This is a genomic window from Actinocorallia sp. A-T 12471 (assembly GCF_033875155.1).
Lineage (GTDB): Bacteria > Actinomycetota > Actinomycetes > Streptosporangiales > Streptosporangiaceae > Actinocorallia.
The window spans coordinates 591,992-616,782 of the sequence record NZ_JAWZTE010000003.1 but is presented as its reverse complement, the minus strand read 5'-3'; the positions used below and the strand labels follow the sequence as shown (position 1 = coordinate 616,782).

The 24,791-nt window shown below is 70.3% G+C and carries 21 protein-coding genes and 1 pseudogene; 17 read left to right on the top strand and 5 right to left on the bottom strand.

Translation table 11 applies throughout. The annotated features are described in order from the left end of the window. Positions 1-92: 92 nt before the first annotated feature. The 3 genes from R9X44_RS11755 to R9X44_RS11745 all read left to right on the top strand — a co-directional run bounded on the left by R9X44_RS11755 (position 93) and on the right by R9X44_RS11745 (position 2,318). Positions 93-965 carry a helix-turn-helix transcriptional regulator gene (locus tag R9X44_RS11755; protein ID WP_319814097.1) on the top strand — a complete coding sequence of 291 codons (873 nt, stop codon included), beginning with the start codon at positions 93-95 and terminating at the stop codon, positions 963-965. Positions 966-1,404: 439 nt separating this feature from the next. Further along, positions 1,405-2,046 (top strand): hypothetical protein, encoded by a 642-nt coding sequence (locus R9X44_RS11750; protein WP_319814096.1) that lies wholly within the window; start codon positions 1,405-1,407, stop codon positions 2,044-2,046. A 5-nt stretch (positions 2,047-2,051) separates the two neighbouring features. After that, positions 2,052-2,318 (top strand): 2Fe-2S iron-sulfur cluster binding domain-containing protein, encoded by a 267-nt coding sequence (locus tag R9X44_RS11745; RefSeq protein ID WP_319814095.1) that lies wholly within the window; start codon positions 2,052-2,054, stop codon positions 2,316-2,318. A 656-nt stretch (positions 2,319-2,974) separates the two neighbouring features. Here R9X44_RS11745 and R9X44_RS11740 read toward each other — a convergent pair. Beyond that, a complete protein-coding gene (locus tag R9X44_RS11740) occupies positions 2,975-3,817 on the bottom strand; it encodes a helix-turn-helix transcriptional regulator (RefSeq protein WP_319814094.1) in 843 nt (280 codons plus the stop codon). A 104-nt stretch (positions 3,818-3,921) separates the two neighbouring features. Here R9X44_RS11740 and R9X44_RS11735 point away from each other — a divergent pair, with 104 nt between their 5' ends. After that, positions 3,922-4,743, top strand: a complete 822-nt coding sequence (locus R9X44_RS11735) for an SDR family NAD(P)-dependent oxidoreductase (RefSeq protein WP_319814093.1) — start codon at positions 3,922-3,924, stop codon at positions 4,741-4,743. Here the strand turns inward: R9X44_RS11735 and R9X44_RS11730 are convergent. Further along, on the bottom strand, positions 4,713-5,480 hold the full coding sequence (locus R9X44_RS11730; protein ID WP_319814092.1) for a class I SAM-dependent methyltransferase: 768 nt from the start codon (positions 5,478-5,480) through the stop codon (positions 4,713-4,715). The genes R9X44_RS11735 and R9X44_RS11730 overlap by 31 nt on opposite strands. Before the next feature lie 260 nt (positions 5,481-5,740). On the opposite strand from R9X44_RS11730, the gene R9X44_RS11725 reads away from it, so the two are divergent. The 12 genes and pseudogenes from R9X44_RS11725 to R9X44_RS11670 all read left to right on the top strand — a co-directional run bounded on the left by R9X44_RS11725 (position 5,741) and on the right by R9X44_RS11670 (position 17,184). After that, positions 5,741-7,639, top strand: a complete 1,899-nt coding sequence (locus R9X44_RS11725) for a lyase family protein (protein WP_319814091.1) — start codon at positions 5,741-5,743, stop codon at positions 7,637-7,639. Positions 7,640-7,879: 240 nt separating this feature from the next. Continuing rightward, a complete protein-coding gene (locus R9X44_RS11720) occupies positions 7,880-8,851 on the top strand; it encodes an urea transporter (protein ID WP_319814090.1) in 972 nt (323 codons plus the stop codon). 39 nt (positions 8,852-8,890) lie between these two features. Beyond that, a complete protein-coding gene (locus tag R9X44_RS11715; RefSeq protein ID WP_319814089.1) occupies positions 8,891-9,199 on the top strand; it encodes an urease subunit gamma in 309 nt (102 codons plus the stop codon). Next, positions 9,196-9,927 (top strand): hypothetical protein, encoded by a 732-nt coding sequence (locus R9X44_RS11710; RefSeq protein ID WP_319814088.1) that lies wholly within the window; start codon positions 9,196-9,198, stop codon positions 9,925-9,927. The genes R9X44_RS11715 and R9X44_RS11710 overlap by 4 nt, the downstream gene beginning before the upstream one ends. Continuing rightward, a pseudogene (gene ureB / locus R9X44_RS11705) lies at positions 9,917-10,219 on the top strand (urease subunit beta); the annotation flags it as partial. The gene R9X44_RS11710 and the pseudogene ureB, both read left to right, overlap by 11 nt. A gap of 150 nt (positions 10,220-10,369) precedes the next feature. After that, entirely contained in the window at positions 10,370-12,091 is a 1,722-nt protein-coding gene (gene ureC / locus R9X44_RS11700; protein WP_319814086.1) for an urease subunit alpha, read from the top strand. Further along, positions 12,088-12,798 (top strand): urease accessory protein UreF, encoded by a 711-nt coding sequence (locus R9X44_RS11695; RefSeq protein WP_319814085.1) that lies wholly within the window; start codon positions 12,088-12,090, stop codon positions 12,796-12,798. Before ureC ends, R9X44_RS11695 begins: the two co-directional genes overlap by 4 nt. Before the next feature lie 14 nt (positions 12,799-12,812). Beyond that, complete coding sequence (gene ureG / locus R9X44_RS11690; RefSeq protein WP_319814084.1) at positions 12,813-13,448, top strand: urease accessory protein UreG; 636 nt, start codon at positions 12,813-12,815, stop codon at positions 13,446-13,448. Then, complete coding sequence (locus tag R9X44_RS11685) at positions 13,430-14,398, top strand: urease accessory protein UreD (protein ID WP_319814083.1); 969 nt, start codon at positions 13,430-13,432, stop codon at positions 14,396-14,398. The genes ureG and R9X44_RS11685 overlap by 19 nt, the downstream gene beginning before the upstream one ends. A 14-nt stretch (positions 14,399-14,412) precedes the next feature. Continuing rightward, positions 14,413-14,901 carry a CrcB family protein gene (locus R9X44_RS11680; protein ID WP_319814082.1) on the top strand — a complete coding sequence of 163 codons (489 nt, stop codon included), beginning with the start codon at positions 14,413-14,415 and terminating at the stop codon, positions 14,899-14,901. Further along, the gene (crcB, locus tag R9X44_RS11675; protein ID WP_319814081.1) at positions 14,898-15,248 is read left to right on the top strand and encodes a fluoride efflux transporter CrcB; all 351 of its coding nucleotides are present in this window, start codon (positions 14,898-14,900) and stop codon (positions 15,246-15,248) included. Before R9X44_RS11680 ends, crcB begins: the two co-directional genes overlap by 4 nt. A gap of 16 nt (positions 15,249-15,264) precedes the next feature. Then, positions 15,265-17,184 (top strand): FUSC family protein, encoded by a 1,920-nt coding sequence (locus R9X44_RS11670; protein ID WP_319814080.1) that lies wholly within the window; start codon positions 15,265-15,267, stop codon positions 17,182-17,184. Positions 17,185-17,189: 5 nt separating this feature from the next. Here the strand turns inward: R9X44_RS11670 and R9X44_RS11665 are convergent, their stop codons facing one another. Together R9X44_RS11665 and R9X44_RS11660 are read right to left on the bottom strand one after the other, a co-directional pair. Further along, the gene (locus tag R9X44_RS11665; protein WP_319814079.1) at positions 17,190-17,870 is read right to left on the bottom strand and encodes a YoaK family protein; all 681 of its coding nucleotides are present in this window, start codon (positions 17,868-17,870) and stop codon (positions 17,190-17,192) included. Next, the gene (locus R9X44_RS11660; protein ID WP_319814078.1) at positions 17,867-19,081 is read right to left on the bottom strand and encodes an ammonium transporter; all 1,215 of its coding nucleotides are present in this window, start codon (positions 19,079-19,081) and stop codon (positions 17,867-17,869) included. Before R9X44_RS11660 ends, R9X44_RS11665 begins: the two co-directional genes overlap by 4 nt. Positions 19,082-19,353: 272 nt before the next feature. On the opposite strand from R9X44_RS11660, the gene R9X44_RS11655 reads away from it, so the two are divergent. Continuing rightward, entirely contained in the window at positions 19,354-21,768 is a 2,415-nt protein-coding gene (locus R9X44_RS11655; protein WP_319814077.1) for a helix-turn-helix domain-containing protein, read from the top strand. Here the strand turns inward: R9X44_RS11655 and R9X44_RS11650 are convergent. Further along, positions 21,671-24,769, bottom strand: a complete 3,099-nt coding sequence (locus R9X44_RS11650) for a DEAD/DEAH box helicase (RefSeq protein ID WP_319814076.1) — start codon at positions 24,767-24,769, stop codon at positions 21,671-21,673. The genes R9X44_RS11655 and R9X44_RS11650 overlap by 98 nt on opposite strands. Between the last annotated feature and the right edge of the window lie 22 nt (positions 24,770-24,791).

Here is a 24,791-nt window from a genome sequence, read left to right as displayed (position 1 = left end):
AGGATTCCGGTCGGTTCGCTAGGGTCAAACGCAACGCGACGAGATTGGTGGCTGTGGAAATCCGGGCGAGCCAGCGAGCCGAAGACGATTCCATGACGAGCGATCTCTGGCCAGTGGACAAGCGCCTCGAACTGGGTCGACGTATGGAGTCCCATCGGAGGGCCAGGGGCTTGAGCGTGACGTCCGTGGCAGAGTCGCTGGATGTCCTGCCCATGGTGATCCGCTCGTTGGAGGGCGGCTACCTGATGAAGGTGCGAAACCGGCTGGTACTGAGGCTGTGCGCGCACTACGGGATCACCGACGACGATCAACGCGCGGAACTGTTGCGCTTGGCCCGCGGCGGCAGTTCCCCCGGATGGTGGTCGGCCTTCGCCGACGTCATTCCCACGTGGTTCGGCCCCTATCTGGCCCTCGAGCAGTCCACCGACCTGGTCAGATCACACGATGTCCAGTTTGTACCGGGCCTGCTGCAAACGGCCGACTACGCGCGGGCGGTCATTCGCGGCGATGGGCTTGGTGCCCAGGAGGAAACGGACTACCGGGTGGCGTTGCGCATGCGCAGGCAGCGTCGTTTCCTTCAGGACAATGGTCCGCAGCTGTGGGCCCTGCTGGATGAGTCAGTGTTCCTTCGGCCTGTTGCCGACAGGGCGACTATGTTCCGGCAGTTCGAGCACCTTGCTGCACTGTGCGACGTTCCTAATATTTCAATCCAGATTGTCCCGTTTGGTGCTGTTGGTTACGCTACGGGGGCATCATCGGTCATCCTGTTGCGCACCCCGAGGGCTCCCGGCGCACGCGTTTCGCACAGGGAAATCGTGTATCTCGAACAGCTCACTGATGCCTCATATGTGGATGATGAAGATGGTCTGCTCTACCATCGCCATGTTCTGAGCTCTCTGTCCATTCTCGCCTCAACACCGTCCGAAACCCAAGAAATAATCCACGCAAAAATGCGAGACGTGTGAACTTCGGAGAAAGCTGACCGAGGCGGCGAAAGCGTCACATGGGGCGCAAGGGCTCTGTCATGATATGCCTGTCATGCCCCGACGTTGCGAAGCGGTTAAAGCTTGATGGCTTGTATGTCCGCTTTGGTCTGTATGGGGCTTCATCGGGTCTCGTATCTCGCGAGAGCGCTCAATGTCACGGTTTGCTGGTCGGGGCTGTGCGATTGCGGGACCTTCGCAGAAAGGCAGGCAGACAACCATGGCTCGTGGCTTCTCCAGCCATCCGCCTCGTGACGACCTTGCGCGGTGGATGGATCGGGTGTTCCGCGGCTGCGGGGGTGAACGGCTCGCCGAACTGGTCAACGCATGTGGTGGCCAGTACAGCAAGACCTCCTTCTCACGAGCTCACCGCGGTACGACGCCTGGTCTGGTTTCGCGGGAGCTGTTCAACTCCTGGGCGATGGGATGCGCCTTCGTCGGCCAGGAGAACGGGCGGCTGGAGGCCGGCCCCGAGGCCCGATGGCGCTTCATCCAGGACCAGCATGACGTGCTGGTCCTGACCGAGCAGCGCACTGAGGACCTCGGGTTGTTCGTTCGCCGCGGCTACCGCTCCCGCAGGTCGGTCTCCTGCCCGGAGTTCGCACCCGTGGCCTGCCCGGACGACCTGTTCGCCTTGCCGACCGTGCTCAGGCGTTCGGAGCAGGCCGCGCTTCTGGGCGAGTGGACGTTCGCCCGCGTCGTCATTCCGCGTCTGCACGGCAAGGACAGCGAGGCGTGCCTGTACGCCGCCCTCATGCTGCTCGCTCTCGGATCCCCCGAGCAGCGGGTGCTCGCCCTGCTGGACAAGGCGAGTATGTGGGCGGCCGATACCTCGGAGAACCGTACGAAGGTCGCGGAGATCGACGAGCTCTGGAACGAGAGCAGCGATGACTGGGTGAACCGCTGCCTCGCGCTGCGCATCATCGAGAACCGTGCCGACCTGGCCACCAGGTACCAGTACCACGATGCTGAGGCGATGTTCAGGGACATCCTGGCGCGCTTGGACGGTGGCGACTGGATGTTCCTCAGCGCACCGGTACAGCCGCAGGCCCCCGCCGTCTGACCGCGGTGACGGGTGCGCCTGCCCTGACACCACAGCAGGCGCGCCCGTCCTTTCCAACACCTCGTCAACCAATACCCGACCGCTCTCCGAGCGCGACGTCACTCGCTGACGGGGCCGTAGCGGGAACGCCTGCGCTGGCGCGGGCACCGCGGTCGTGTGGGCAGGGCATGTGCGGCACCTGCGAGACGACTGTGCTCGACGGGACGCCCGACCACCGTGACTCGCTGCTCGACGACGCAGACCGCGCGGCGGGCGACCGCATCCTCGTCTGAGTCTCTCGCGCCGCCAGGGACCGCCTCGTCCTGGACCTGTGCTCCTCACCCCCGCGTAAGGAGCCTTCGATGAGCGCCACCGCGATCTCACCCATCCCCGAACTGGACGCAGACCCCTTCTCCGCCGCGAACCCGGAGAACCCCCTTCCGTTGGACGCTCGGCCGCCTGCGGCTTGAGCGCTTCGTCGCCGCCACGGCCGACGGCTCCCGCGACCTGCCCTCCTGGTTGAGCTCCGCAGATCGGCGCATCGGTCGGCGACCGCGTCGAGCAGGACCGCCGGACCGCAGCAGTAGACCTTCGCGGCACGGGGCAGTCCGGCGAGCACGTCGTCGACGTAGGCGGATCCGCCGTACATGGGTGACGGCCATCACTCTCTCGTTCGATGAGCGGAGGACTGCGGCCGAATCGGAGAGCTCGGCGCGCAACGCCCGGTCATCTCCTTGATGAGCCGGGCGGTGGTCGCCTGCGGAAGGGCGGCGCGGCGGCTGATCTCGCTGATGGTGAGGAACACGGGCGTCCGGGCCGAACGCGTCGCGGATCCGCACTACCCGCGTCAGCAGCGACTCTCTGCTCGGAGACCTGGCCATACGACCGCGCTCCAGCCCTCCTCGGCGCAGAGAGATTACTCAGTGAATGCGGGATGCCGGGGCGGGCGTCAGGTCGGGGTGGCGGGGGTGAGGGGCTGGGTTCCTGTGATGGACAGGAGGGTGAGGCGTTCGGCGTCGGGGGTTCCGGGTTGGGCGGTGTAGATCATGATGCGGAGGTCGTTGCCGATGGCGGCGAGGATGTCGCAGTCGAGGGTCAGGGCGCCCAGTTGGGGGTGGTCGATGGTCTTGCGTGCGGACTGGTGCTGGCCGACGGCGCCGGACCGCCAGAGGTCGTCGAACAGGGGGCTTTCCGTGCGGAGCTCGGCGATGAGCCGGTGGAGGCGTCGGTCGGCTGGATAGAGGCTCGCCGTGCGGCGCAGGTCCGCGACCTGGGCGGCCTGGAAATCGGCGAGGGATTCCGGGGTGTGGCGAATGCGGTTGTCCGGGTCGCAGAAATTGCGCCATACCGCGTTGCGGCTTTTTCCGTGCCGTTCTCCGAGGAGCGCGGTGTAAAGGGGATTGGCGAGCAATTGGTTCCATGCCGCGTCGAAGACGGCGACGGGGGTTCCGGTGAGCCTGTCCAGCATGCGCTGGACGCCGGGGGTGACGTGTTCCGAGACGGTGTCCGGGCCGGGCGGGGCGAGTCCGGCGAGCCGGAACAGGTGGGCGCGCTCGTCCTCGGCCAGGCGCAACGCCCTGGCCAGGGCCTCGACCACCTGCGCGGACGGGTTGTCAGCGCGGCCCTGCTCGAGGCGCATGATGTAGTCGGCGGAGATCCCGGCCAGCATCGCCAGCTCCTCGCGGCGCAACCCGGCGGCCCGCCTGCGCCCCCCGGCGGGCAGGCCCACGGCCTCGGGAGAGAGCTTGTCGCGCCATCGCCTGAGGAATTCGCCGAGTTCGGTTCTCGCCATATACCGGCATTGTAGCCGCGTTGGCGGACGGCTTGCCAAGTACTGTCGGTCCTATGAATACCGGGTGGCTGGTTGTTCACCCGCCCTGTTCATAAATTGAAGGCATGGCAGAAATACGCAAGCTCGCACTCGTCACCGGCGCGACCTCCGGGATCGGCAGGGCGTTCGCCGAGGCACTGGCCGCGGACGGCAACGACCTGGTGATCGTCGGCCGTAGGCGGGACCGTCTTGAGGAGTTCACGGCCGCCCACCCCGAGGTAGAGGTCAAGGCGGTGGCCGCGGACCTCTCGACCGACGAGGGGATCGACGCCGTCGCGCGGATCGCCGAGGCCGAGCCGCTGACGATGCTGGTCAACAACGCGGGGGTGTCCCACTACATGCCGCTCGCCGATCTTCCGGCGGACAAGGCGCGGGAGCTCGTCAACGTCAAGGTCCTCGCCCCTACCATGCTGGCGCGCGCGGCGGTCGGCGGGATGGTCGGACGCGGTCGGGGCGCCATCGTCAGCGTGTCGGGCATGATCGCGTTCAGTGGTCCCGCGCTGCACGCGCAGATGCCCCGCCGCGCGGTGTACGCGGGCACGCTTGCCCACCTTGTGGCCATGTCCCAGACCCTCAGCGCCGAACTCGAAGGCACCGGCGTCAAGGTCCAGGTCGTGTGCCCCGGCGTGGTCGCCACCGAGTTCCACGAGCGCCAGGGCCTCGACCTCAGCGGGGTGCCCCGGATGAGCGCCGCCGACGTCGTCACCGCGAGCCTGCGGGGGCTGGAACTCGGCGAAGTGGTGTGCGCGCCCGGCGTTGAGGACGCGAGCCTGCTCGACGCGGTCTTCCGGGCCGACCTCGCGGCGTTCGGCGCGCAGAGCACCGAACTCGCCACCCGCTACCGGGACGGCGGCGGTCAGGTGGGTGTCTTGCGGGGGCCCTCGTAGCGGGCGGTGGTGAAGAGGGTGGAGCCGGTCAGGGGGCCGGGGGTGGCGTTGGGGTTGTCGTAGAGGGAGAGGGGGTGGAAGCCGTGGCGGGTGAGGTACATTTCCAGTTCTTTGGGGAAAAGGACGCGGAAGACGGCGTGGTCGGTTTCGTCGGGGAGGTCGGGGAAGCGCCAGGTGCGGCGTCGGGTGAGCAGTTGGGTGCGGTGGTTCATGGTGAACTCGGCGGTTCCCCGGCTGACGTGCCCGTCCACGCTCACCTGGAATTCGGCGGGGAGGTTCGCGCCCGCCTGATCGGTGAGGTTCAGGGTTTCCAGGATCAGGATTCCGCCGATCTCGGTGTGCGCCGCGTAGGTCGCGAAGGTGCGGTCTATGTCGGCGTTCGTGTGCACGTTCGCGATGGTGAACCCGAGGCTGATGACGGCGTCGAAACGGCGGCCGAGGCGCACGGAGCGCTGGTCTCCGACGTGGAAGCGGGCCGCGGGGCCGACGGACTGCCGGGCGAGCGCGACCATCGACGGCTGGAAGTCCACGCCGACGGCGTCGATCCCCGCCGCGGCGAACATGCCGACCTCACAGCCGGTGCCGGACCCGAGGTCGAGCAGCGTCGCGGGCCGGGCGGGGAGGTGCGCGGCGAACATCGCGTCGCAGAACTCGACGGCCCGCAGATGGTCGTCGTGGTACACCTGCTCGTAAAGATCGGGACGCCGATAAAGCAGATTGACGATTCCTGAGTACATTCCGGCGGAACCCCCTTTCGGCACTTCCGACGGTAGGCCAGCCCGCCGGAGAACGGCATGGCCCACGGGTTCCGGAAACACGGCCCCGGAGACGTCGTACTCCGTCGGACGGGAGAGTTGACACACCCCCGCCCTCCACCCAAATGTCACCACAAATCGGACAAAAGGCGATCAGTGCAAATCAAGATGCCGCGAGTCCGCGGGGTGGAATATTGACACTCCCGTGTCCTACTCTTTACGGAGAGTGATAGGGGGATGGAATGCGTCAGGACAAGGACATGCTCGGCACCGTCGATCTCCCGGACGAGAGCTATTACGGGGTGCACACCGTCCGGGCCGTCGCCAATTTCGCGGTGTCGGACGTGTACATAGCCGACATGCCGTACTACGTGCCGTCGATCGCGCTCGTCAAGAAGGCGGCCGCGCTGGCCAACGCCGACATCGGGGTGCTGTCTCCGCACGTCGCCCGCGCGATCCGCGAAGCCGCCGACGAGGTCGTCGCGGGCAGCTTCGACCGGAGCCAGTTCCCGGTCGACGTGCTCGCGGGCGGCGGCGGGGTGTCGGCGAACATGGTCGTCAACGAGGTCATCGCGAGCCGCGCCAACGAGCTCATCTCCGGGCGGAAGGACTACCTGCACGTCCACCCCAACAACCATGTGAACGCGGGCCAGTCCACCAGCGACGCCCTGGCCACCGCGACGAGCCTGGCGCTGCACGCGTCGCTGGTCGACCTGATCGGCGAGGTCCGCGCGCTGGAAGCCGTCCTCGAAGCCAAGATCGCCAGGTACCGGTCGACGGTCAAGCTGTCGCGCACCTGCCTCCAGGACGCGGTCCCCGTGACGTTCGCCCAGCAGTTCGGCGCGTACCTGGCCTCGGTCCGGCGCGGCAGGCTGCGTCTTGAGGCCGCCGCCGACGCGTGCCTCGACGTGCCGATGGGCGCGACGGTCGTCGGCACCGGTCTCGGCCTCGGCCGCGGGTATCTCGACCGGATCTACCCCCGGCTGCGCGAGGTCACCGGCCTGCCGCTGCGCCGCCACCCCGACTTCTTCGACTGCTTCCAGAACGGCGACACCTACCTCACCGTCTCGGCGGCGCTCAAGGCGCTCGCCACGGGCCTTGCGAAGATGGGCCGCGACCTCAGGCTGCTGGCCAGCGGGCCGCTGACCGGACTGCGCGAGATCACCCTGCCCGCGGTGCAGGCCGGGTCGTCGTTCATGCCGGGCAAGGTCAACCCGGTGATGCCCGAGCTGATCGTGCAGATCTCCTACCAGGTCGGCGGCAACGACGCGGCGATCTCGATGGCCGTGGAGGGCGCGGAGCTCGACTTCAACGCGTGGACCGGCCTGATCGCCAAGAACCTGTTCGACTCCTGCCGCCTGCTCACCCGGGCGATCCCGCTGTTCACCGACCGCTGCCTGAGCGGCATGGAGGTGGACGAGGAACTGTGCAGGTCCACCGCGGAAGGCACGCTCGCCCTGTCGGCAGTGGTCGGCGGCGTCTACGGGTACGAGGCGGGGTCGCGGGCCGCGGCGCACGCGGCGCGCACCGGCGGCACGATCCGGCAGGCCGTCGTCGATCTGGGCATCGCCTCACCCGCCGACGCCGCGGCGCTGCTCTCGCTCGACGTCCTCACCGACGGCGAACGCAGCGCCGCGGTCCTCGACTCCCTGCTGGCCAAGGCCCGCGGCACGGTCGCCGACCTGGTGCGGGCGATCCCCGAGCCGGTCAGGCACGGCGTCCTCGACGCCGCCACGATCATCGTGCACGCCGACGACGTCGTCACCGCCGCCGAGCGGCTCGCCCTGGAGACCGTCGCGGCGGCGCTCGCCGTCCCCGTCCCCGAGGCGGTCCCCGACCGGCTGACGGTGCCCGACGGGACCCGGCACGCCGACCGCCGCCTCGTCTACGCCTGCGCGGCGTGGATGGTCTGGGCCGACCAGGTCGAGGACGCGTCCGAGACCGCCGCACTCGAGGACATCAGGACCGCCTGCGACCTGACCCCGGACGAGGCAGCCGCCCTCGCCGCCCAGATGTCCGCCCTGCACCGCGAGCGCCGCCGCTACGTCCCGCGCTCGGAGGACCTCCCCTGGTGGGAGGAGTTCGGCCGCCTCCTCACCACCATCACCAAGGCCACCGCCACCCCCACCCCAACCACCTGACGACCTGGCGGGGCCGCCGATCGCCCGCTGGTTCCGGTGGCGCGGGGGAGCGCGGCGCGGGCGGGCCGGACGATGAGGGCGGCGGGCGGGCGTCGGTTAGCCTTGGGGCAAAAGCGCGCCCTCGGCCCCCACCCTGGCCGGGGGCGCGGGTGTTTCTGGGGCGGGCGGTGCGGGGGGAATTGGGGGAGTCGTGACGGTGCTTGGGGTTGTGATCGGGTTGTTACGGCTAGTGATGCTGATGTGGCTAGTTCGTCGGCGTCTTCGGGGGCTGGGGCCGGGGAGCCGGGTCCCGGCGCCTCCGACCTGCTGCGCACGGTGCCGCGCGGGATCGCGCAGGTCGATCTGCAGACCAACCTGTGGACGGGCCTGGTCTTCATCGTCGCGCTGTTCGTCGGCGGGTGGCAGTTCGGGGTGTTCGGCCTGCTCGGGACGGTTGTCGCGACGCTGACCGCGCTCGCGCTCGGGGTGTCGTGGCGGGACAACGTGTCGCTGGGGCTTGAGGGCTTCTGCGGGACGCTGATCGGCGTCAGCCTCGTGCTCTACCTGAACGTCCGCTGGATGACCGTGGTCCTGGTGATCTTCGGCGCGATCGCGGGCAGCGTGCTCACCGCCGCGCTGAACGTGCTGCTGAAGCCCTACCGGCTGCCGACGCTCACCGCGCCCTTCTGTGTGATCACGACGGTGATGGTCGTCGGGGGCCCGTCGTTCGCCAGGGTCTGGGACCGGCACGCGGGCACCGCGCCCCCCTCGGCCGCCGACCCGGGGACGGCGCTCGGCTGGGGCGAGCTGTGGCAGGGCACGTTCAGCGGCGTAGGCCAGGTCTTCTTCCAGAACCAGTGGTACGTGGGCGTGATCTTCCTGATCGGCCTGTGCGTCGCCGGATGGCGGACGGGGCTCGTCGCGCTCGTGTCGAGCCTCGTCGGCCTGCTCACCGGCTGGGTGCTCGGCGCGCAGGCCGCCGACCTCGGCGCGGGGCTCTACGGCTACAACTCGGTGCTGACCGGCATCGCCCTGTGCGGCACGTTCGTGTCGGTGACGCGGCTGAGCGCGCTGTACGCGCTCGTCGGCGTCGTCGCGGCGGCCGGGCTGACCGCGGGCATCGGCAACCTGTTCGCGGTGGTCGGCGGCCACACCCTCACCTGGCCGTTCGTGCTCGTGACCTGGGTCTTCCTCGCAGCCGTCCCGATGTACGCCAGGATCGCGCGCGCCTGACGCGCCGGCGTCGGCGACCACCCGCAGAAAGGAATCCGGATGAACCTCACGCCGAGGGAGATGGAGAAGCTCCACATCTTCACCGCCGCCCAGATGGCGCGCGGCCGAAGGGAGCGCGGTCTGAAGCTGAACTACGCCGAGACCGTCGCGCTGATCAGCTCGGAGATCGTCGAGGCGGCCCGTGACGGCAAGACCGTCGCGGAGTGCATGGAGCTGGGCAAACGCGTCGTCGGACCCGACGACGTCATGCCGGGCGTGCGCGGGATGCTGAAGCTGATGCAGGTCGAGGCGGTCTTCGACGACGGCACCAAGCTCGTCTCCTGCCACGACCCGGTGGGCGGGAAATGACGCGCTCGCCGCGCCGCGTCATCCTCGTCGCGGGCGCGGAGAGCCGCGGCCTGACCGGCCCCGACGTGCGCGCGGTGGGCGGCGACCTCGCGGCGGCGCTGCGCGACGGCCGTCCCACCGTCGTCGTGCCGATGACGCTCGGCCGCGACCCTGACCTGCCGGAGGCCGCGGCGCAGACGCTGCGCTGGGCGGCACGGAACCGGGCGGCCGGGGAACTGCTCCTCGCGCCCCGGCTCGGCACGCTCGACCACCTCGTCGGCTGGCTGCGCGGCGCGGTGCGCGCGATCCCGTCCGGGTATGCCGCGCTGCTCGTCGCGCCCTCCGTGGGCCAGGAACCCGACGCCGACCTCTTCAAGGCGGCCCACCTCGTCCGCGCGGGCGCACCGGACCGTCTCGTGGAGGCGGCGCTGCTCGGCGGCGTCCCCGACGTCGATGACGGGATCGCCCGCTGCCGCGCGCTGGGCGCGGCGGGAACCGTCATGGTCCCCGCCTCGCTCGTGCCGCCGCCGACAAGGCCCGACGCGACGACGTCGGGACCCCTGCTCGGCCCCGCCGCGCTCGCCGCCCTGGTCCGCGCCCGCGCCGCCGAGGCCGCGTGCCGCTGGGAGACCCGCCGCGACGACGGCCTCAGCCCGACGGCAGTCCACGACCACCACCACGACCACCGCCCGGACCGCACGGTGCCCGCGGCGGCGTACCCGAAGGAGGCGCGAGCCCATGTCGGATGACGGCTACCTGTACGGCGAGGGCGACATCGAACTGAACGCCGGACAGCCGCGTGTGACGCTCACCGTCCACAACACCGGCGACCGGGCGGTCCAGGTCGGCTCGCACTTCCACTTCTTCGAGAGCAACCGCGCGCTCAGCTTCGACCGGGACAAGGCGTTCGGCAAGCGCCTCGACATCCCGGCGGGCACCGCGGTCAGGTTCGAGCCGGGCGACACCAAACAGGTGACCCTTGTCGAGTACGGCGGCGGGCTGCGGCTCGTCGGCTTCGGCGGGCTGCTCAACGGGAGCGTCAGGTCGGCGGCGGCCCATCGCGAGGCGTTGCGGCGCATGCGCGAGCGCGGCTACCTCGACCAGCCGGACGGGTCAGCCAGTACGCCCGGCGCGTCCGGCGCGGACAAGCCGTCGAAGAAGTCCAAGTCGGGGAAGAAGGGCTGAGCCGCGATGGCCAAGATGAGCCGCCAGCAATACGCGTCGATGTACGGCCCGACGGTGGGCGACCGCGTCCGCCTGGGTGACACCAACCTCATAGTCGAGGTGACGAAGGACTACACCGAGGGCCACTACGGCGACGAGGCCCAGTACGGCGGCGGCAAGACCGCGCGGGACGGCATGTCGGCCGATCCGGCGTCCGGCGGGGCCGTCGCGCTCGACACGGTGATCACCAACGCGGTGATCATCGATCCGGTGCTCGGCGTCATCAAGGGCGACATCGGCATCAAGGACGGCAAGATCGCGGGCGTCGGCAAGTCCGGCAACCCGCACACCCAGAACGGGGTCGACCGCCGCCTGATCATCAGCGCCAACACCGAGGTGATCTCGGGCGAGAACCTGATCGCCACACCCGGCGCGATCGACACGCACGTCCATCTGATCGCGCCGCAGCAGGCGCAGACCGCGCTGAGCAACGGCATCACCACGCTGGTCGGCGGCGGCACCGGCCCGGCCGACGGCAGCCGTGGTTGCACGACGACGCCGGGCGGGTGGAACATCGCCCGCATCCTCGAGGCTTACGAGGACATCCCGATCAACATCGGCGTCCTCGGCAAGGGCAACAGCAGCCTGCCCGCGGTCCTTGAGGAGCAGATCAGGGCGGGGGCCTGCGGCCTGAAGGTGCACGAGGACTGGGGCAGCACCCCGTCGGTCATCGACTGCTCCCTGTCGGTCGCCGACGAGCTCGACATCCAGATCACCATCCACACCGACACGCTCAACGAGGCGGGCTTCGTCGAGGACACGATCAACGCGATCAACGGCAGGGCAATCCACACCTATCACTCCGAGGGCGCGGGCGGCGGCCACGCCCCCGACATCCTGCGCGTGACGGGCGAGCCGAACGTGCTGCCCGCCTCCACCAACCCGACGCTGCCCTACACGGCCAACTCCATCGACGAACTGCTCGACATGACGATGGTCTGCCACCACCTCAGCTATGACGTGCCCGAGGACGTGGCCTTCGCCGAAAGCCGGGTCCGCGCCGAGACGATCTCGGCGGAAACCGTGCTGCACGACCTGGGCGTCATCAGCATCATCGGCTCGGACTCGCAGGCGATGGGCAGGGTGGGCGAGTCGTTCACCCGCGCGTTCCAGATCGCCCACCACAACAAGGACAAGCGCGGGCCGCTGCCGGAGGACTCCGCGCGCAACGACAACTTCCGGGTGCTGCGGTACATCGCGAAGCTGACGATCAATCCGGCACGTGCTTCTGGCATGGCCGACACGATCGGGTCGCTCGAGGACGGCAAGCTCGCCGACATCGTCCTGTGGCCGGTCCACTCGTTCGGTGCGAAACCGTCGATGGTGGTCAAGGGAGGGCTGATCAGCTGGGCGCCGATGGGCGATCCGAACGCGTCGCTGCCGACGCCGCAGCCCGTCTACTACCGGCCGATGTACGGGGCGTTCGGCGGCGCGCTGGCCAGCACCTGCGTCACTTTCATGTCGGGTGCGGGCATCGACGCGGGCGTACCGGAACGGCTCGGGCTGAAGCGGCTGATCCGGCCGGTGCGGCAGTGCCGCACCGTCGACAAACGGCACATGTTGCACAATTCAACGCTCGCCGACATCCGCGTCGACCCCGAGACCTACAAGGTGACGGTCGACGGCGAGCTGGCCCATATCGAACCGGCGAAGAAACTGCCGCTCAACCGGCTGTACTTCCTGGCATGAGCGACGGCCAAGGCGGCGCGGACCTCGGTCCGCTGCTCGCCCAGTTCCAGCTCACCGACTCGGGCTTCCCGAGCGGGATGTACACGCTGTCGCACGGGCTCGAGGGGTACGCCCAGCTCGGGCTCGTCGGCCCCGACGGGCTGCGCGCGCTCCTCACCGACCTGCTGTACCACTCGGTCGGCCCGGCCGACGCCGCGGCGCTCGTCCTCGCCCACCGCGCGGTCCGCGCCGACGACTGGGACCGGCTCGTGGAGGTCGACCGCCGGTTGCACGCGATCAAACTCAGCCGCGAGCAGCGCACCGCGTCGGTGCGCACCGGAAGGCAGGTCCTCGACACCGCAGCGTCGGCGTTCGCGGTGCCCGAGGGCGACAGGCTCGCCGGGCTCGTCGCCGACCGGACCACGCCGGGCAATCACGCAGTCGTGGTCGGGACGCTGTACGCGGGGCTGGACGTGCCCGTCGAGCGTGCTGTGGCCGGGGACCTTTACGCGTTCGCCGCGAGCTGGGCCGCGGCCGCCGTCCGGCTGGCGCGCACCGACTTCCGCAGGGCGCAGGCGCTGCTGCGCGAGGTGCGGCCCGACATCGCGGCGGTCGCCGCGACGGCGCTGGCCGCCGCCGACCCGAGGGACCTGCACGGCGCGGCGTTCGTCGCCGACACCGTCTCGGCGGCGCACGAGCGCGCGCAGGCCCGGCTGTTCGTCACCTGATCGGAAGGAAGCGCATGGAACTGGAGAAGGTCTTCAAGGTCGGGATCGGCGGACCCGTCGGCTCGGGCAAGACCGCGCTCATCGAGGCGCTCGTGCCGCTGCTCAAGGAGCGGGGGCGGCACGTCGGCGTCATCACCAACGACATCTACACCCAGGAGGACGCCGAGCACGTCAGGCGGACGCTGGCCGGGGTGCTCGACGCCGACCGGATCGTCGGCGTGGAGACCGGCGCGTGCCCGCACACCGCGGTCCGCGACGACCCGACGATGAACCTCGCGGCCGCCGCCGACCTGCTCGACCGGTGCCCCGACATCGACATGCTGCTGTTCGAGAGCGGCGGCGACAACCTGACGCTCACCTTCAGCCCGGTCCTCGCCGACATGTACATCTTCGTCCTCGACACCGCCGAGGGCGAGAAGATGCCGCGCAAGCGCGGTCCCGGCACCACCGACTCCGACCTGCTGGTCATCAACAAGATCGACATCGCCCAGTACGTGCGGACCGACCTGTCGGTGATGGAACGCGACGCGCGCGCCGTGCGGGGCGACGGACCCGTCGTCCTGACGGACTGCCTCACCGGCACCGGCGTCGGCGAGGTCGCCGACCTGATCGAGAGCCGGGCGGGGGCGGCGTGCTCCGCGCCGGCGTAGCCGAGTCCGGCGGCGGCGCGGCGGCCGACCGTCTCGCGCCCGAGCGCTTCGAGCCGCCGTGGGTGCCCGAGGCGGTGCGGCGGCACGCGGGCGGCCCCGACATGCTGCCGGTCGGCAGCCCCGGCAAGGTCGGGCTGCTCGAGCTCGCGTTCGAGCGGATCGGGGAGCGCACCGAGCTCACCGGGCACTACCAGAAGGCTCCGCTGCACATCACGCGCCCGCTCTACCACGACCCGGCGCGGCCCGACCTGCCGTACGTGATGCTCATGATGTCGGGCGGCGGCGTGCTGCAGGGCGATCGGTACCGGATCGACGCGTCCTGCGGCGCGGGCGCGTCAGTGCACCTCACCACGCAGGGCGCGACCCGGCTGTACCGGATGGAGCAGGACTACGCCACCCAGCGCGTCGACCTGACGGTCGGGCCCGGCGGCTACCTTGAGTACCTGCCCGATCCGACGATCCCGTTCGGCGGGTCTCGCTACTACCAGCGGATCGCGGTCACCGCCGACCGCGACGCGACGGTCGTCCTGGGGGAGACCCTGCTCGCCGGACGGCTCGCGCGCGGCGAGCGGCACGCCTACACCGCCTACTGCGGCGACGTCGAGGTGCGCGATCCCGACGGACGGCTGCTGTTCGCCGATCCCGTCCGTCTCGTCCCCGCCGAACTGCCGGTGACGGGCCCCGCCGTCATGGCCGGGTTCGGGGTGGTGTCGTCGCTCTACGTCGTCTCCGGGCTGCGGCCCGCCCAGGAGATCGCCGACGCCCTGCACACGGCCCTCGCGGCGACGGGCCTGCGCGCGGGAGCCGGGGTGCTGCCGGGCGACGTGGGGGCCTGGGCTCGTGTCCTCGGCGACAGGTCACCCGAGGTCCTCGCCGCGTCCACCGCGATGTGGGACGCCGTGCGCCGCCTGCTGCTCGGCGTGCCCGCGCCCGACCCGCGCAAGCAGTGACGGAGGGCGGAGGCTTGGAGGGGGAACATGTCCGGCGCGGCGAGGCGGCCGAGGCGTCGGCGCTCGACAGGTCGGGGGCGGGCCCGGCGCGTCATCCCGGCAACGCCGTCTCCGCGCTGCTCGACGTCGCGGTCGGCGGCGCGCTCGGGGCGCTGGCCCGCTGGCTCATCACCGCGGCGATGCCCGGCGCGCAAGGCGGCTTCCCGTGGGGGACCCTGCTGGTGAACCTGCTCGGCTGCCTGGTCATGGGCTTCCTCGCGGCCTACCTGATCAAGGGGCGTTCGCCGCGTTTCGCCCGTCCGCTCCTGGTGACCGGGTATCTGGGCGGATTCACCACGTTCTCCCACCTCATCGACGGGACATACTCGCTCGGCCACGACGGGGCCTGGGGCGACGGGCTCGGGTACGCGGCGGTCAGCGTCGTCGGCGGGTGGATCGCCATCCTCGTCGGCCTGTGGGCGGGCGGCAGGACCCCGCACCGGAACCCGGGCGGCGCGCCGTGACCGCGCTGCTCGTCCTGGTCGGCGGGGCCTTCGGCGCGGTCCTGCGGTACCTGCTGGACGGGGCCGTCAAGAAGCGCATGGGCAACGCGTTCCCGTGGGGGACGCTGACGGTCAACGTGCTCGGCGCGGCGATCCTCGGCGGGCTGCACGGCGCTGGCGTCGGCACCTCGGCCGAGGCGCTGTTCGGCACGGGCTTCTGCGGGGCGCTCACCACGTTCAGCACCTTCGAGCTCGACACCGTCCACCTGTACCAGGACGGCAGGTATGTGCGGGCGGGCGTGAACGTGCTGGTCTCCCTCGCCCTCGGGCTCGTCGCGTTCGCCCTGGTGCGGGCGCTTTTCGTCTGACGGCGCGGGAGGGCCGATGGCGACGGGCGGCGTGCGCACCGACACCAGGGGCTGGATCGGCAGGGCCTTCAGCTGGTCGGACGCGCCGCCCTCGCGCGCGGAGGCGGTGTGCGCGGCGCTCGCCTTCGGGACGGTGATCGCGCTCTCCCGGGCGCTCGGCGACGCGGCGGCCGGGCTGTTCATGGCGTCCGGGATCGTGCTCGCGGCGGTCCGGGCCGACACCGGCGTACACCGCACCCGTGTGCTGGCGACCGTCGTTCCGCAGTTGAGCGGGGCCGTCGGGCTCGTCATCGGGCAGTTGTCGCACGGGCGCGGCTGGGGGACCGTCGCGGTGACGACGCTCGTCGCGCTGGGCTGCGGGCTGGCCAGCCCGATCGGCAAGATCGTCTCGACGTCGGCGCTCAGCCTGCTGTTCCTCGACGCGACCGGCACCGGCATCCCCGCGGGGGAGCAGTGGTGGGTGCCGCCGCTGCTCCAGGTCTCGGGCGGCATGCTCTACCTGCTGTTCGTCGTGGTGAGCTGGCGGCTGCCGGGCGGCGCGGCGGACCCCGGCACGCGGGTCGTCGCCGAGGTCTACACGAGGATCGCCGACCTCATCGCCTCACCCGTGCATCCGGGCGACGCGGCCGCGGCGCTCAGCGACGCCGTCGACCGGGCGGAGGACACGCTGGTCCGCCACCAGATCCCGGCTGCCGGGCGGCGCGACCCGGAGACGCGATGGCTGATCGCGCTGCTGAACTGCGCGGGGCCGCTGATGGAGGCGGCGAGCGTGCTCGTCGGATCGGCTCAGCCCGCGCCGCGCGGGGTGGCCGAGGCCGTCCGGGAGATCGGGGAGGCGGTGCGGGCCGGACGGCGGGACGCCGACCTTCCGGACTTCGGTGATGATCCGGTCTTCGCGGACGCCGTGGCCGGGGCGTCGCGGGCTCTGCGGGGGGACTACGCGGACGAGCCGCGCGACGCGGCGCTGCCCGACCCGCTGCCGCGCCGGGCGGGCGAGGCGGTCCGGACCGTGCTGACGTCGGCGACGTCATGGCGTTACGGCTTCCGGCTCGCACTGTGCATGGGCGTCGCCGCGGCGGTCGTGCAGTTCCAGATCCTGCCGCGCTTCCTCGGGATCGCCTCGTTCCACTCCTTCTGGGTGCCGCTGACCGTCGCGATCGTCATGAAACCCGACCTCGGCTCGGTCTTCGTGCGGGCGCTGCTGCGCGCCGCCGGGACCGTCGCCGCGGCCGTGCCGACGCTGCTGCTGCTCGTCGTCGTCCCGCGCGGATGGGCCGCGGTGCCGCTCGCGGCGTTCCTCGGCGCGCTGATCCCGCTGTTCAAAGGCAGGTCCTACGCGATGCGCGCGGTGACCGTCACGCCGATGATGCTGTTCCTGCTGGACACCGTGTCGTCCGCGCCGCCCGGGGAACTCGTCGCGGCGCGGCTCGCCGACACCGTCCTGGGATGCGCGATCGTCCTGGTCTTCGGGTACGCGCTGTGGCCGCGCAGCTGGCGGGTCAGGCCGCGCGAGCGGGTGTCCGGGGCGCTCGACCTCATCGCCGACTACCTCGAGGAGGTCTTCACCGCGCCGCGCGCCGTCAGGGGCGGGGACCGCCGCCGTCTCCACCGCGTCCTCGACGGACTGCGCGCGCGGATCGACCAGATGCTCGCCGAACCGCCGCCCGCGAGCCGGGCTGGCGCGGCCTGGCGTCCCGTGGTCCTCGGGCTTGAGGGGCTCGCCACTTCGGTCACCGCGGCATCGGTCAGGGCGGAGCGGGACCGGGCGACGCCGTCGCGGGGTGAGGTCGCGCGGGTCGCGGCGGAGATCAGGGAGACCGCCGACGCCGTCCGGACGGGCCGGGAACTGCCCGATCGGGCGGACGCGCTTCCCGTGGGGGTGCTGTGCGACGTCGTCGGACGGGTCCGCGCGGTGCGTGCCGCGGTTCCGCGCTGAGCCGCTCAGCGCCAGCGCAGGGAATCCCGCCGGACCGACGCGGCGAGGGCGGCCACGACGCACGCGGCGATCAGCGCGGTGGCCGTCCAGAGCGGGGCCGTCGGGTCGACCGCGCGGCGCAGCAGGCCGGACGAGCACGCCCCGGCGAGCAGCGCGCAGATCGACAGGAGCCTGCGGCCCTGCCGCGCGGGCGCGACGGACTCGGCGAACAGCGACGTGAGCGTCGTGGTGACGACCGTCGTGTTGACGTCGCTGACCCGCAGGCCGCGCACCGTCGCGTACTGCCAGCCGAGGGAGAAGGCGAGGCCGCCGACGACGGCGTCACGCGGCCACGGCCCGGCGAACCCGTGCCGCGTCGTGACCGCCGCGACGACCCCGACCAGGACGCCCTGGACCGCGATGCCCGCCGCGAACCGCAACCCCCGGTGGACCGGCCGGAGCGCCGACCGCGCGAGCAGCCCCGCGCATCCCGCCCCCGCGGCGAAGCACGCGAGGGACACGGCGGGGGAGAGCGAAGCGCCGTATCCGGCGAGGCCAAGGCCGAGGATCACGACATTTCCCGTCATCGCCGCGACGAACACGCTGCCGAGGTCGAGGAAGCTCGTCGCGTCGAGCATGCCGGTCGTGAACGCGAGCGCGAGGAACAGCGCGGGCAGCGGCCCGTCATGCCGCGCGCCCGCGGTCACCCGATGCGCAGTTCGGTGTCGAGGCCCGCGGTCTCCTCCTCGGGGCCTGGGCGCAGCGCGAACAGCTTGTCCACCGCGAAGCCGATCAGGTACGTGAGGACGAACGTGTAGCAGCCGACCGCGATGATCGCGACGAACTGCTTGCCGAGCAGGGCGATCGAACCGCCGTAGAACAGGCCCTCGGTGGGGCTGCCGTACTTGCCGGTGGCGAACAGGCCGAGCAGCAGGACGCCGACGATGCCGCCCGCGCCGTGGATGCCGACCACGTCGAGGGTGTCGTCGTAGCCGACCGTCGTCTTGACCTCGACCGCGTAGGTGCAGACGACGGCGACCACGATCCCGATGACCGTCGCGCCGAACAGGTTGACGTAACCGCAGGCAGGGGTGATCGCGACGAGGCCCGCCAGCGCCCCCGTCGTCCCGCCGAGCCGCGAGAACCTGCCGAACCTCCACCGCTCGAGCAGCATCCAGACGAGCATCGCGACGCACCCGCACATCATCGTGTTGGCGACCGCGTTGGCGGCCAGCGCGCCGTCGGTGAGCGCCGACCCGCCGTTGAACCCGAACCAGCCGAACCACAGCAGCCCCATGCCCGCCATGACCAGCACGACGTTCTTCGGCACCGGCGGCCCCTCCCTGCGGAACCGCAGGCTAGGCCCCAGCACCAGCGCGAGCGCCAGCCCCGCGATCCCGGAGTTCAGCTCGACGACGAGCCCGCCCGCGAAGTCGAGCACCCCCCACCGGTTGATCCAGCCGCCCTTGGAGAACACCCAGTGCGCCACGGGCAGGTACACCAGCGTCACCCACACCACACCGAAGATCATCCAGGGCCCGAGCCGCACCCGGTTGGCCACCGACCCGCTGATCAGCGCGAGCGTGATGATGGCGAACACCAGCTGGAACAGCGAGTAGACGTACAGCGGGATGACCCCCTGCAGCACCGACGGCGTCGTCCGGAAGAACTGCCAGTCCCCCCACCCGAGCAACCCGAGCCCGCCCACATCCTTCCCGAACGCCAGCCCATATCCGTACAGGAACCAGACGACGGTCACCACCGCGATCGACACAAAACTCATGTAGAGCACGCTGATCAGGTTCTTCGCCCGCACCATCCCGCCATAGAACAGCGCAAGCCCCGGCGTCATGAGCAACACCATCGCGAAGCTCACCAACACCCACGCCGAGTCCCCAGTATTCAACCCAGACGACATCCGCCGCCCCCCTCCCAATCCCCAAGGTCATGACCTCCCCCACCCCCCCAAAAACACCCCCCTCCCCACCCCTCACCAAAACTTTCCCCGTCCTACGACGCCGACATTCGCTCCCCCTCCCGCCACGCCAACCACCCCCACCCCAAGGGATACGGCGATCGTTGACAGATCATGATAAATCGGTAAAAGGTCGTGAAGCTGGTCAAGGTGGAATTTTTTGGGCCGCTTCTTGGAGGTGAGAAACGCCCGATTCTGGCTTTCCTCGGTAATTCATGTCATTACTGGGGAAAAGGGTTCCGGAGTGGTGGTGTGGTGGGGAGACTGTGGGCCGTCGGGACGCGGTGGGCGCCCGGCTGTCGACGAGTCAAGGGGAAGGGCGCGAGCGGATGGGGAGCCTCGTAAGGGATTTTGGGAACGAGCTCAGGGAGCGGCGGAACGCCGCCGGAATGACACAGCTGCAGCTCGCCAGCAAGGCGCGCTGCAGCCCGAGCATCATCAGCAAGATCGAGAACGCCGGACTGCAGACGATCAGCGAGACCATCGCGAGGAAGCTCGACCGGGGGCTCGGCGGACACGGGGAACTGCTCGACTTCCTGCCCGACCCTGACCAGAACGCGGCGGCGATCATCGACCTCGCCCCTTCCCTTGAGCCGCCCGAGCCGGGGAACGTGCTCATCGGCCGCGACCGCGAACTCCAGCAGGTCGGGGAGTTCCTCGACTCTCCCGACGGGCCGTGGGTCTGCCTGCTCACGGGGCCCGCGGGAGCGGGGAAGACCAACCTCGCCCTTCACGCGGTGCGAGCTCACCGCGGTCTGCGGCTGTTCCTGGACCTGGGCGGGAGCACCCCAGGAGCCGAGGAACCGTCGCTCGACGCGTGTCTGGACCTCCTCCTGCGGGGTCTGGGAGTCGACGGGCGGATTCCCGACGACCGCGAGGCGAAGGTCGCCCTCCTGCGGTCGGCGTTCCGCGAACGGCCGGCCCTGCTGGTCCTCGATAACGTGCGCAGCCTGTCGCAGGTGGCGCCGCTGCTGCCGTGCGATCCCGCCTCCCCGGTGATCATCACCAGCCGGCACAGGCTTAATGGCCTGGACCGCGCGGTGCGCGTCGCGGTGGAGGGGTTGTCGGCGGACGACGCCGCGCGGCTGTTCAGGGAGTCGGCGGGGGAGCGGGCGGAGAACGAGTCCGCCGCGCTGGTCGGCGAGATCGTTGAGCGCTGCCAGCGGCTTCCGCTCCTGCTCAACATCGCGGCTGCCCGTTTCCGGGCGAGCGAGGGCTGGAGCCTCACCGACTTCCACGAGCGGCTGATCGACGCCGAGGCGTGGCTCGGCGCACTGCACGACGGCGACCGCAGCGCCTCCGCGGCTTTCGCCATGTCCGTCGAGTCACTTTCCCCGCAGGCCCGCAGGTTGTTCGGGCTGCTCGCCCTCAATCCCGCGAGGACGCTGGAGACCCTCGACGTCGCCGCGCTCGCCGGTACGGGCAAGGGGGTGGCCTGGCACCTGCTCGACCAGCTCGCGGACGCCCATCTGATCAGCTACGAGGGCCCCGGCCGGGTCCTCGTCCACGACCTGCTGCGTGAGTACGCCCTGCGCGAGGCGCTGCCCGCGATCGACGCCGCCGAGCGCGACGCCGCGCTGCGCCGCCTCCTCGACCACAAGATCGCGATGACCGACGCCTGTGACGCGTTGCTCGACCCGCGTCGGCACCGCGCGGTCTTCACGGGCGAGGCGAGCGGAACCGACGTCATCGCCGACAGGCCCACCGCGCTGGCCTGGATCACCGAACAGTGGCCCTGCCTGGTCAGGCTCTGCCGTACCGCGGCCGAGCGGGGAATGCACGACCACTGCTGGCGGCTCGCGTTCGGCCTGCGCGGATACTTCTTCCTGGCCAAGCTCTGGGACCCCTGGATCGCCACGCACCACCTGGCCGCCGAAGCGGCCAGGGAACTCGGCGACGCGAGACGGCTTGGCGTGGTGTTCAACAACCTGGGCCTCGCGCACTCCGATCGCGGCGACCAGGTTGACGCGCTCGGCTTCTTCCACCGGGCGAGCGTGATCTTCCAGGAGCTCGGCGACGAGTTCGGCGTCACCACGAGCCGGTCGAACATCGCGTGGGCCCTGCTTTACCGGGGAGATCACGAGCACTCGCGCGCCATGTTCGAGACCGTGCTCGGGGAGTACCGCGCCCAGGGCAACGCGGGGAACGCGGCGATCACCTTGCGGGCGCTCTCCCTTGTGGAGAGCGAACTGGAGATGAGCGAGGCCGCGATCACGCACGCGGACGAGGCCGTCGAGGAGTTCCTGGCGCTCGACCTGCCGTTGGACCTCGTCATGGCGTTGAACTGCCGCGCTTGGGCGCACTTCGTCGCGGGCGACGACGACGTCGCCGAGGACGAGTACGGCCGGGCCATCACAGCGGGCCTGGACTGCGGCAGCCCGTACGAGACGGCCCGCGCGATCACCGGGCTCGGGAACGTCTTCGCCCGGCGCGGCCGGCGCGATGAGGCGGACCGGTACTGGTCCTGGGCCGACGACTTCCACCAGCACCTGGACCCGATCATGGTCGCCGAGTCACGGACGCGAACGGCACTCACCGGCCCATCGAGTCCGCGCCCTCGGCCTGAGCTTCTTCCAGCGCGCGCGCCGCACCTTCCCGCACCGTCCGGACCAGGTCGTGGTCGTGGCTGAGGCATTCCAACAGTCGCGTGTCCGACGTGCTGAGGACGTCGTCGGGAGTGCGGATCCCGTTCAGGTGCAGGCGCTGGTAGCCGGATCGGTCGATCGCCGCACCGACCTGGCGGGCGACATCCACCTGATCTTCGGGGACGCCGAACTCGAGGCGCACCGGCAGGGTCCGCGCCAACGTGCCGAGCTCGGTGACGGGCATGACCTCACGGGCGATGTCGAGCACCACCTCGACCCGGTCGGCGGCCTCGCCGACGATCCGGGAGACGGGGACCACGGGTCTCCTGGCATGTTGGTGTCCGGGTGTTCGATATGGCCTGCGCCTGCTCCCAAGGAGGCTCGGCACGGCGTTCTCGATGCTCATCGACGTCATGCCGTTCGCCCACCTGATGCAGACCTGCGTCATCAGCAAGCGCAGTACGCCTACCTTCCGGTCACCTTGTCTGAGCGCATCCACCATCGTCGGCTCGACGCCCTGCTCTTGCAGCCAGGTGGCGATTCTGTCCTGTTCTCCGAAATCCGGGGGCAAGGACAGGTCGCCCTTTTGGGAGGCCAGGTGCAGCGAACAGATGAGCGTCGCCGCGTTGAGCGAGCCCGCGGGGACCTCGCGCAGTGCCCTGGCCGTCGCGACCACCACGTCGACGCCGAGCCCGCTGCGGCAGGCGATCTCACCGAGCGGCGTCAGCTGGAGGCGCGGCCCGTTGTCGCGCACAAGTCCCGAGGCGCGCAGATCCGCGATGGCCGCCCTGACCTCGGCCGACGTCACCCGAGCGTCCGACGTGAAGTCGAAGCGTGCCCGGTGGGCGGCGAACGACGCGGCGAAGAACTCCTCGACGCCTGCCCGTCTGTCGTACCAGCGGACCGCGTCGGACAGGGCGGCGAGGACCACCGGGCTCAGGCCGGTGGGGCGGGCGAACAGCTGGGAAGCCAGTTCGGCGGGGTGTCCTCTGACATGGGAGCGCCAGACGGTGTGCTCGCGGGCCTCGTCCTCGAGAACGAGGAAGGACCTTCCGAGCGGCGCGCGGCCCGTCCGTCCGGCCCTGCCGACCATGTTCTTGTACACCTCGACGGGAACCGTGCGGTCGCCCGGGTCGACGATGACGCTCGCGGCCGGCAGGTTCACTCCCTGGGCGAGGGTCTGGGTGCACACGATCACCCGGACCTCTCCGGTCCGTCCGAAGGCGTTCTCGACGGCCTCCCTCTCCGTCCTGTCGAGTTCCGCGGTGTGGAAGGCGACTCCCTTTTCGAGGCAGGTGCGCAGCAGCTCCCGGAGCCTGGTGTCGTCGCCGTCCGGCAACGCGGCGAGGGCCGCGGTCGCCTGCGGGAGCTTGAGCCTGCGGGCGAGCCCGTCCGCGAGGGCGCGCGCCTCGTGGAGGCGGTCCTTGAAGATCATGACCTGGTCGCCGTCCGCAAGCAGCTTCTTGACCAGCTGGTACACGACGCGATCGTTCCCGGTGAGGGGAGGTCCGGTCTCCTCGTCGTCGATCGGGTCGACGGGGTCGATCAGCGCGACGGTCGTCTCCGTGCCGTCGGCGTCGACGTGGCGGTAGCGTCCGCCGGCGGCGATGACGCCCTCGAGAAGGGGAGGTTCCCGGCGCGGCTCGGGGATCTCGGCGAGGTCGGCGCCGAGCCATCCGGCGAGCGGACCCGGATTCGTGAGGGTCGCGGAGAGGCCGACCACCTGCGGCATGGTGGCGCTTGCCCGGTTCAGGCCGACCGTGGTGAGCAGCAGTTCCAGCGCGCCACCGCGACCGGGCTGCCCGAGGTGCTGGATCTCGTCGACCACGAGCACGCCGATCCTGCTGAGGAGTTCGGGCTCGGCGTTGACGATTCCCAGGAACTTCTCGTAGGTGCATACCGCGAGATCGAAGTCCGCAGCCAGCAGCCGCCCGGTCTGGTCCCGTATCTCGCCGGTGGCGACGACGACCCGGAAGCCGAACGACCTGTAGCGCTCCCTGAAAGCCGCGGCGTGGTCGCTCGCCAGCGCGCGGGTCGGCACCAGAAATACGGACGGCTTGCCTTCCGCGTGGCTCCGCAACGCGGCGATCTCCCCGAGCAGCGTCTTCCCCGACGAGGTCGGGGCAGGCACAAGAACGTTCTTACCGCGAAGCAGCCCCGTCTTGTTGAGCACGTCGATCTGCATGCGGTTCAGTACTCCGACCTGTTCCTCCCACAGATCGGTTATGCCGGCGAGAATTCCGTGCGGCCTCAGCGTGCGGAAGGGCTTGGACACCGCCTCCGGAGGCTTGTGGTCGGGAAACCGCGCAAGGCGCGGCCCACGCCGAAAAGGACCGAGCAGCACCCGCCCGCCGGAATGGGAGGTGCCGGGGTCTTGTTGAAGGAGCTCGCCGTAATGGGAGCTGACGCGCGAACTCAGATAATCGTAGAGCTGGTAAGACGAGATGTGTCCGTCCGCTTCTACGATGGACGGTTCGTCAAGAAACGCTCGGAGCAGGTAGTACGTCAGGAGGCCGTGACCATGAGGGGCCGACTCGCGTGCTTTCTGATGCGGTCCGCAGGCTGTGAGAACAACCCGTGTGCTGTTCTCCAGGGCTTGGAGCACGGTCTGCGTCGCCACGGCTCCATCCCGTGCGGTGGGTGCGGCGGCGGACGGCAGAACGCTCTTGGTCGCCGCCTTCCCCGAGAAACAGCAATCAAGGATGACGACGGTCAGCTTCGCGTTGATCTGGTTGACCAGGTCGACGAGGTCATCCGCCGAGAGCGCCGTGGTGGAGAGCCGGTCAGGCACGGCGTCCTGCGGCAGAAGATAGCCGTCCGGCGTGCCGTGCCCGGAGAAGGCTATGACGGCTGTGTCGGCACGTCCCACGCTCCGACCGAGTTTCCGCAGTTCCTCGACGATCCGTTCGCGGGTCGCGTCTCGGTCGAGTAGCAGCGCGGGCTCGACCTCTGTTCGGTAACTGTCGAGAAAGAGGGAGCGAAGGGCTTCTGCGTCTCGTCGCGCGTAGTCGAGGCGTGCGAATCCTGATCCGCCGTACTCATTCACGCCGATGAAAACCCCGTGGAGC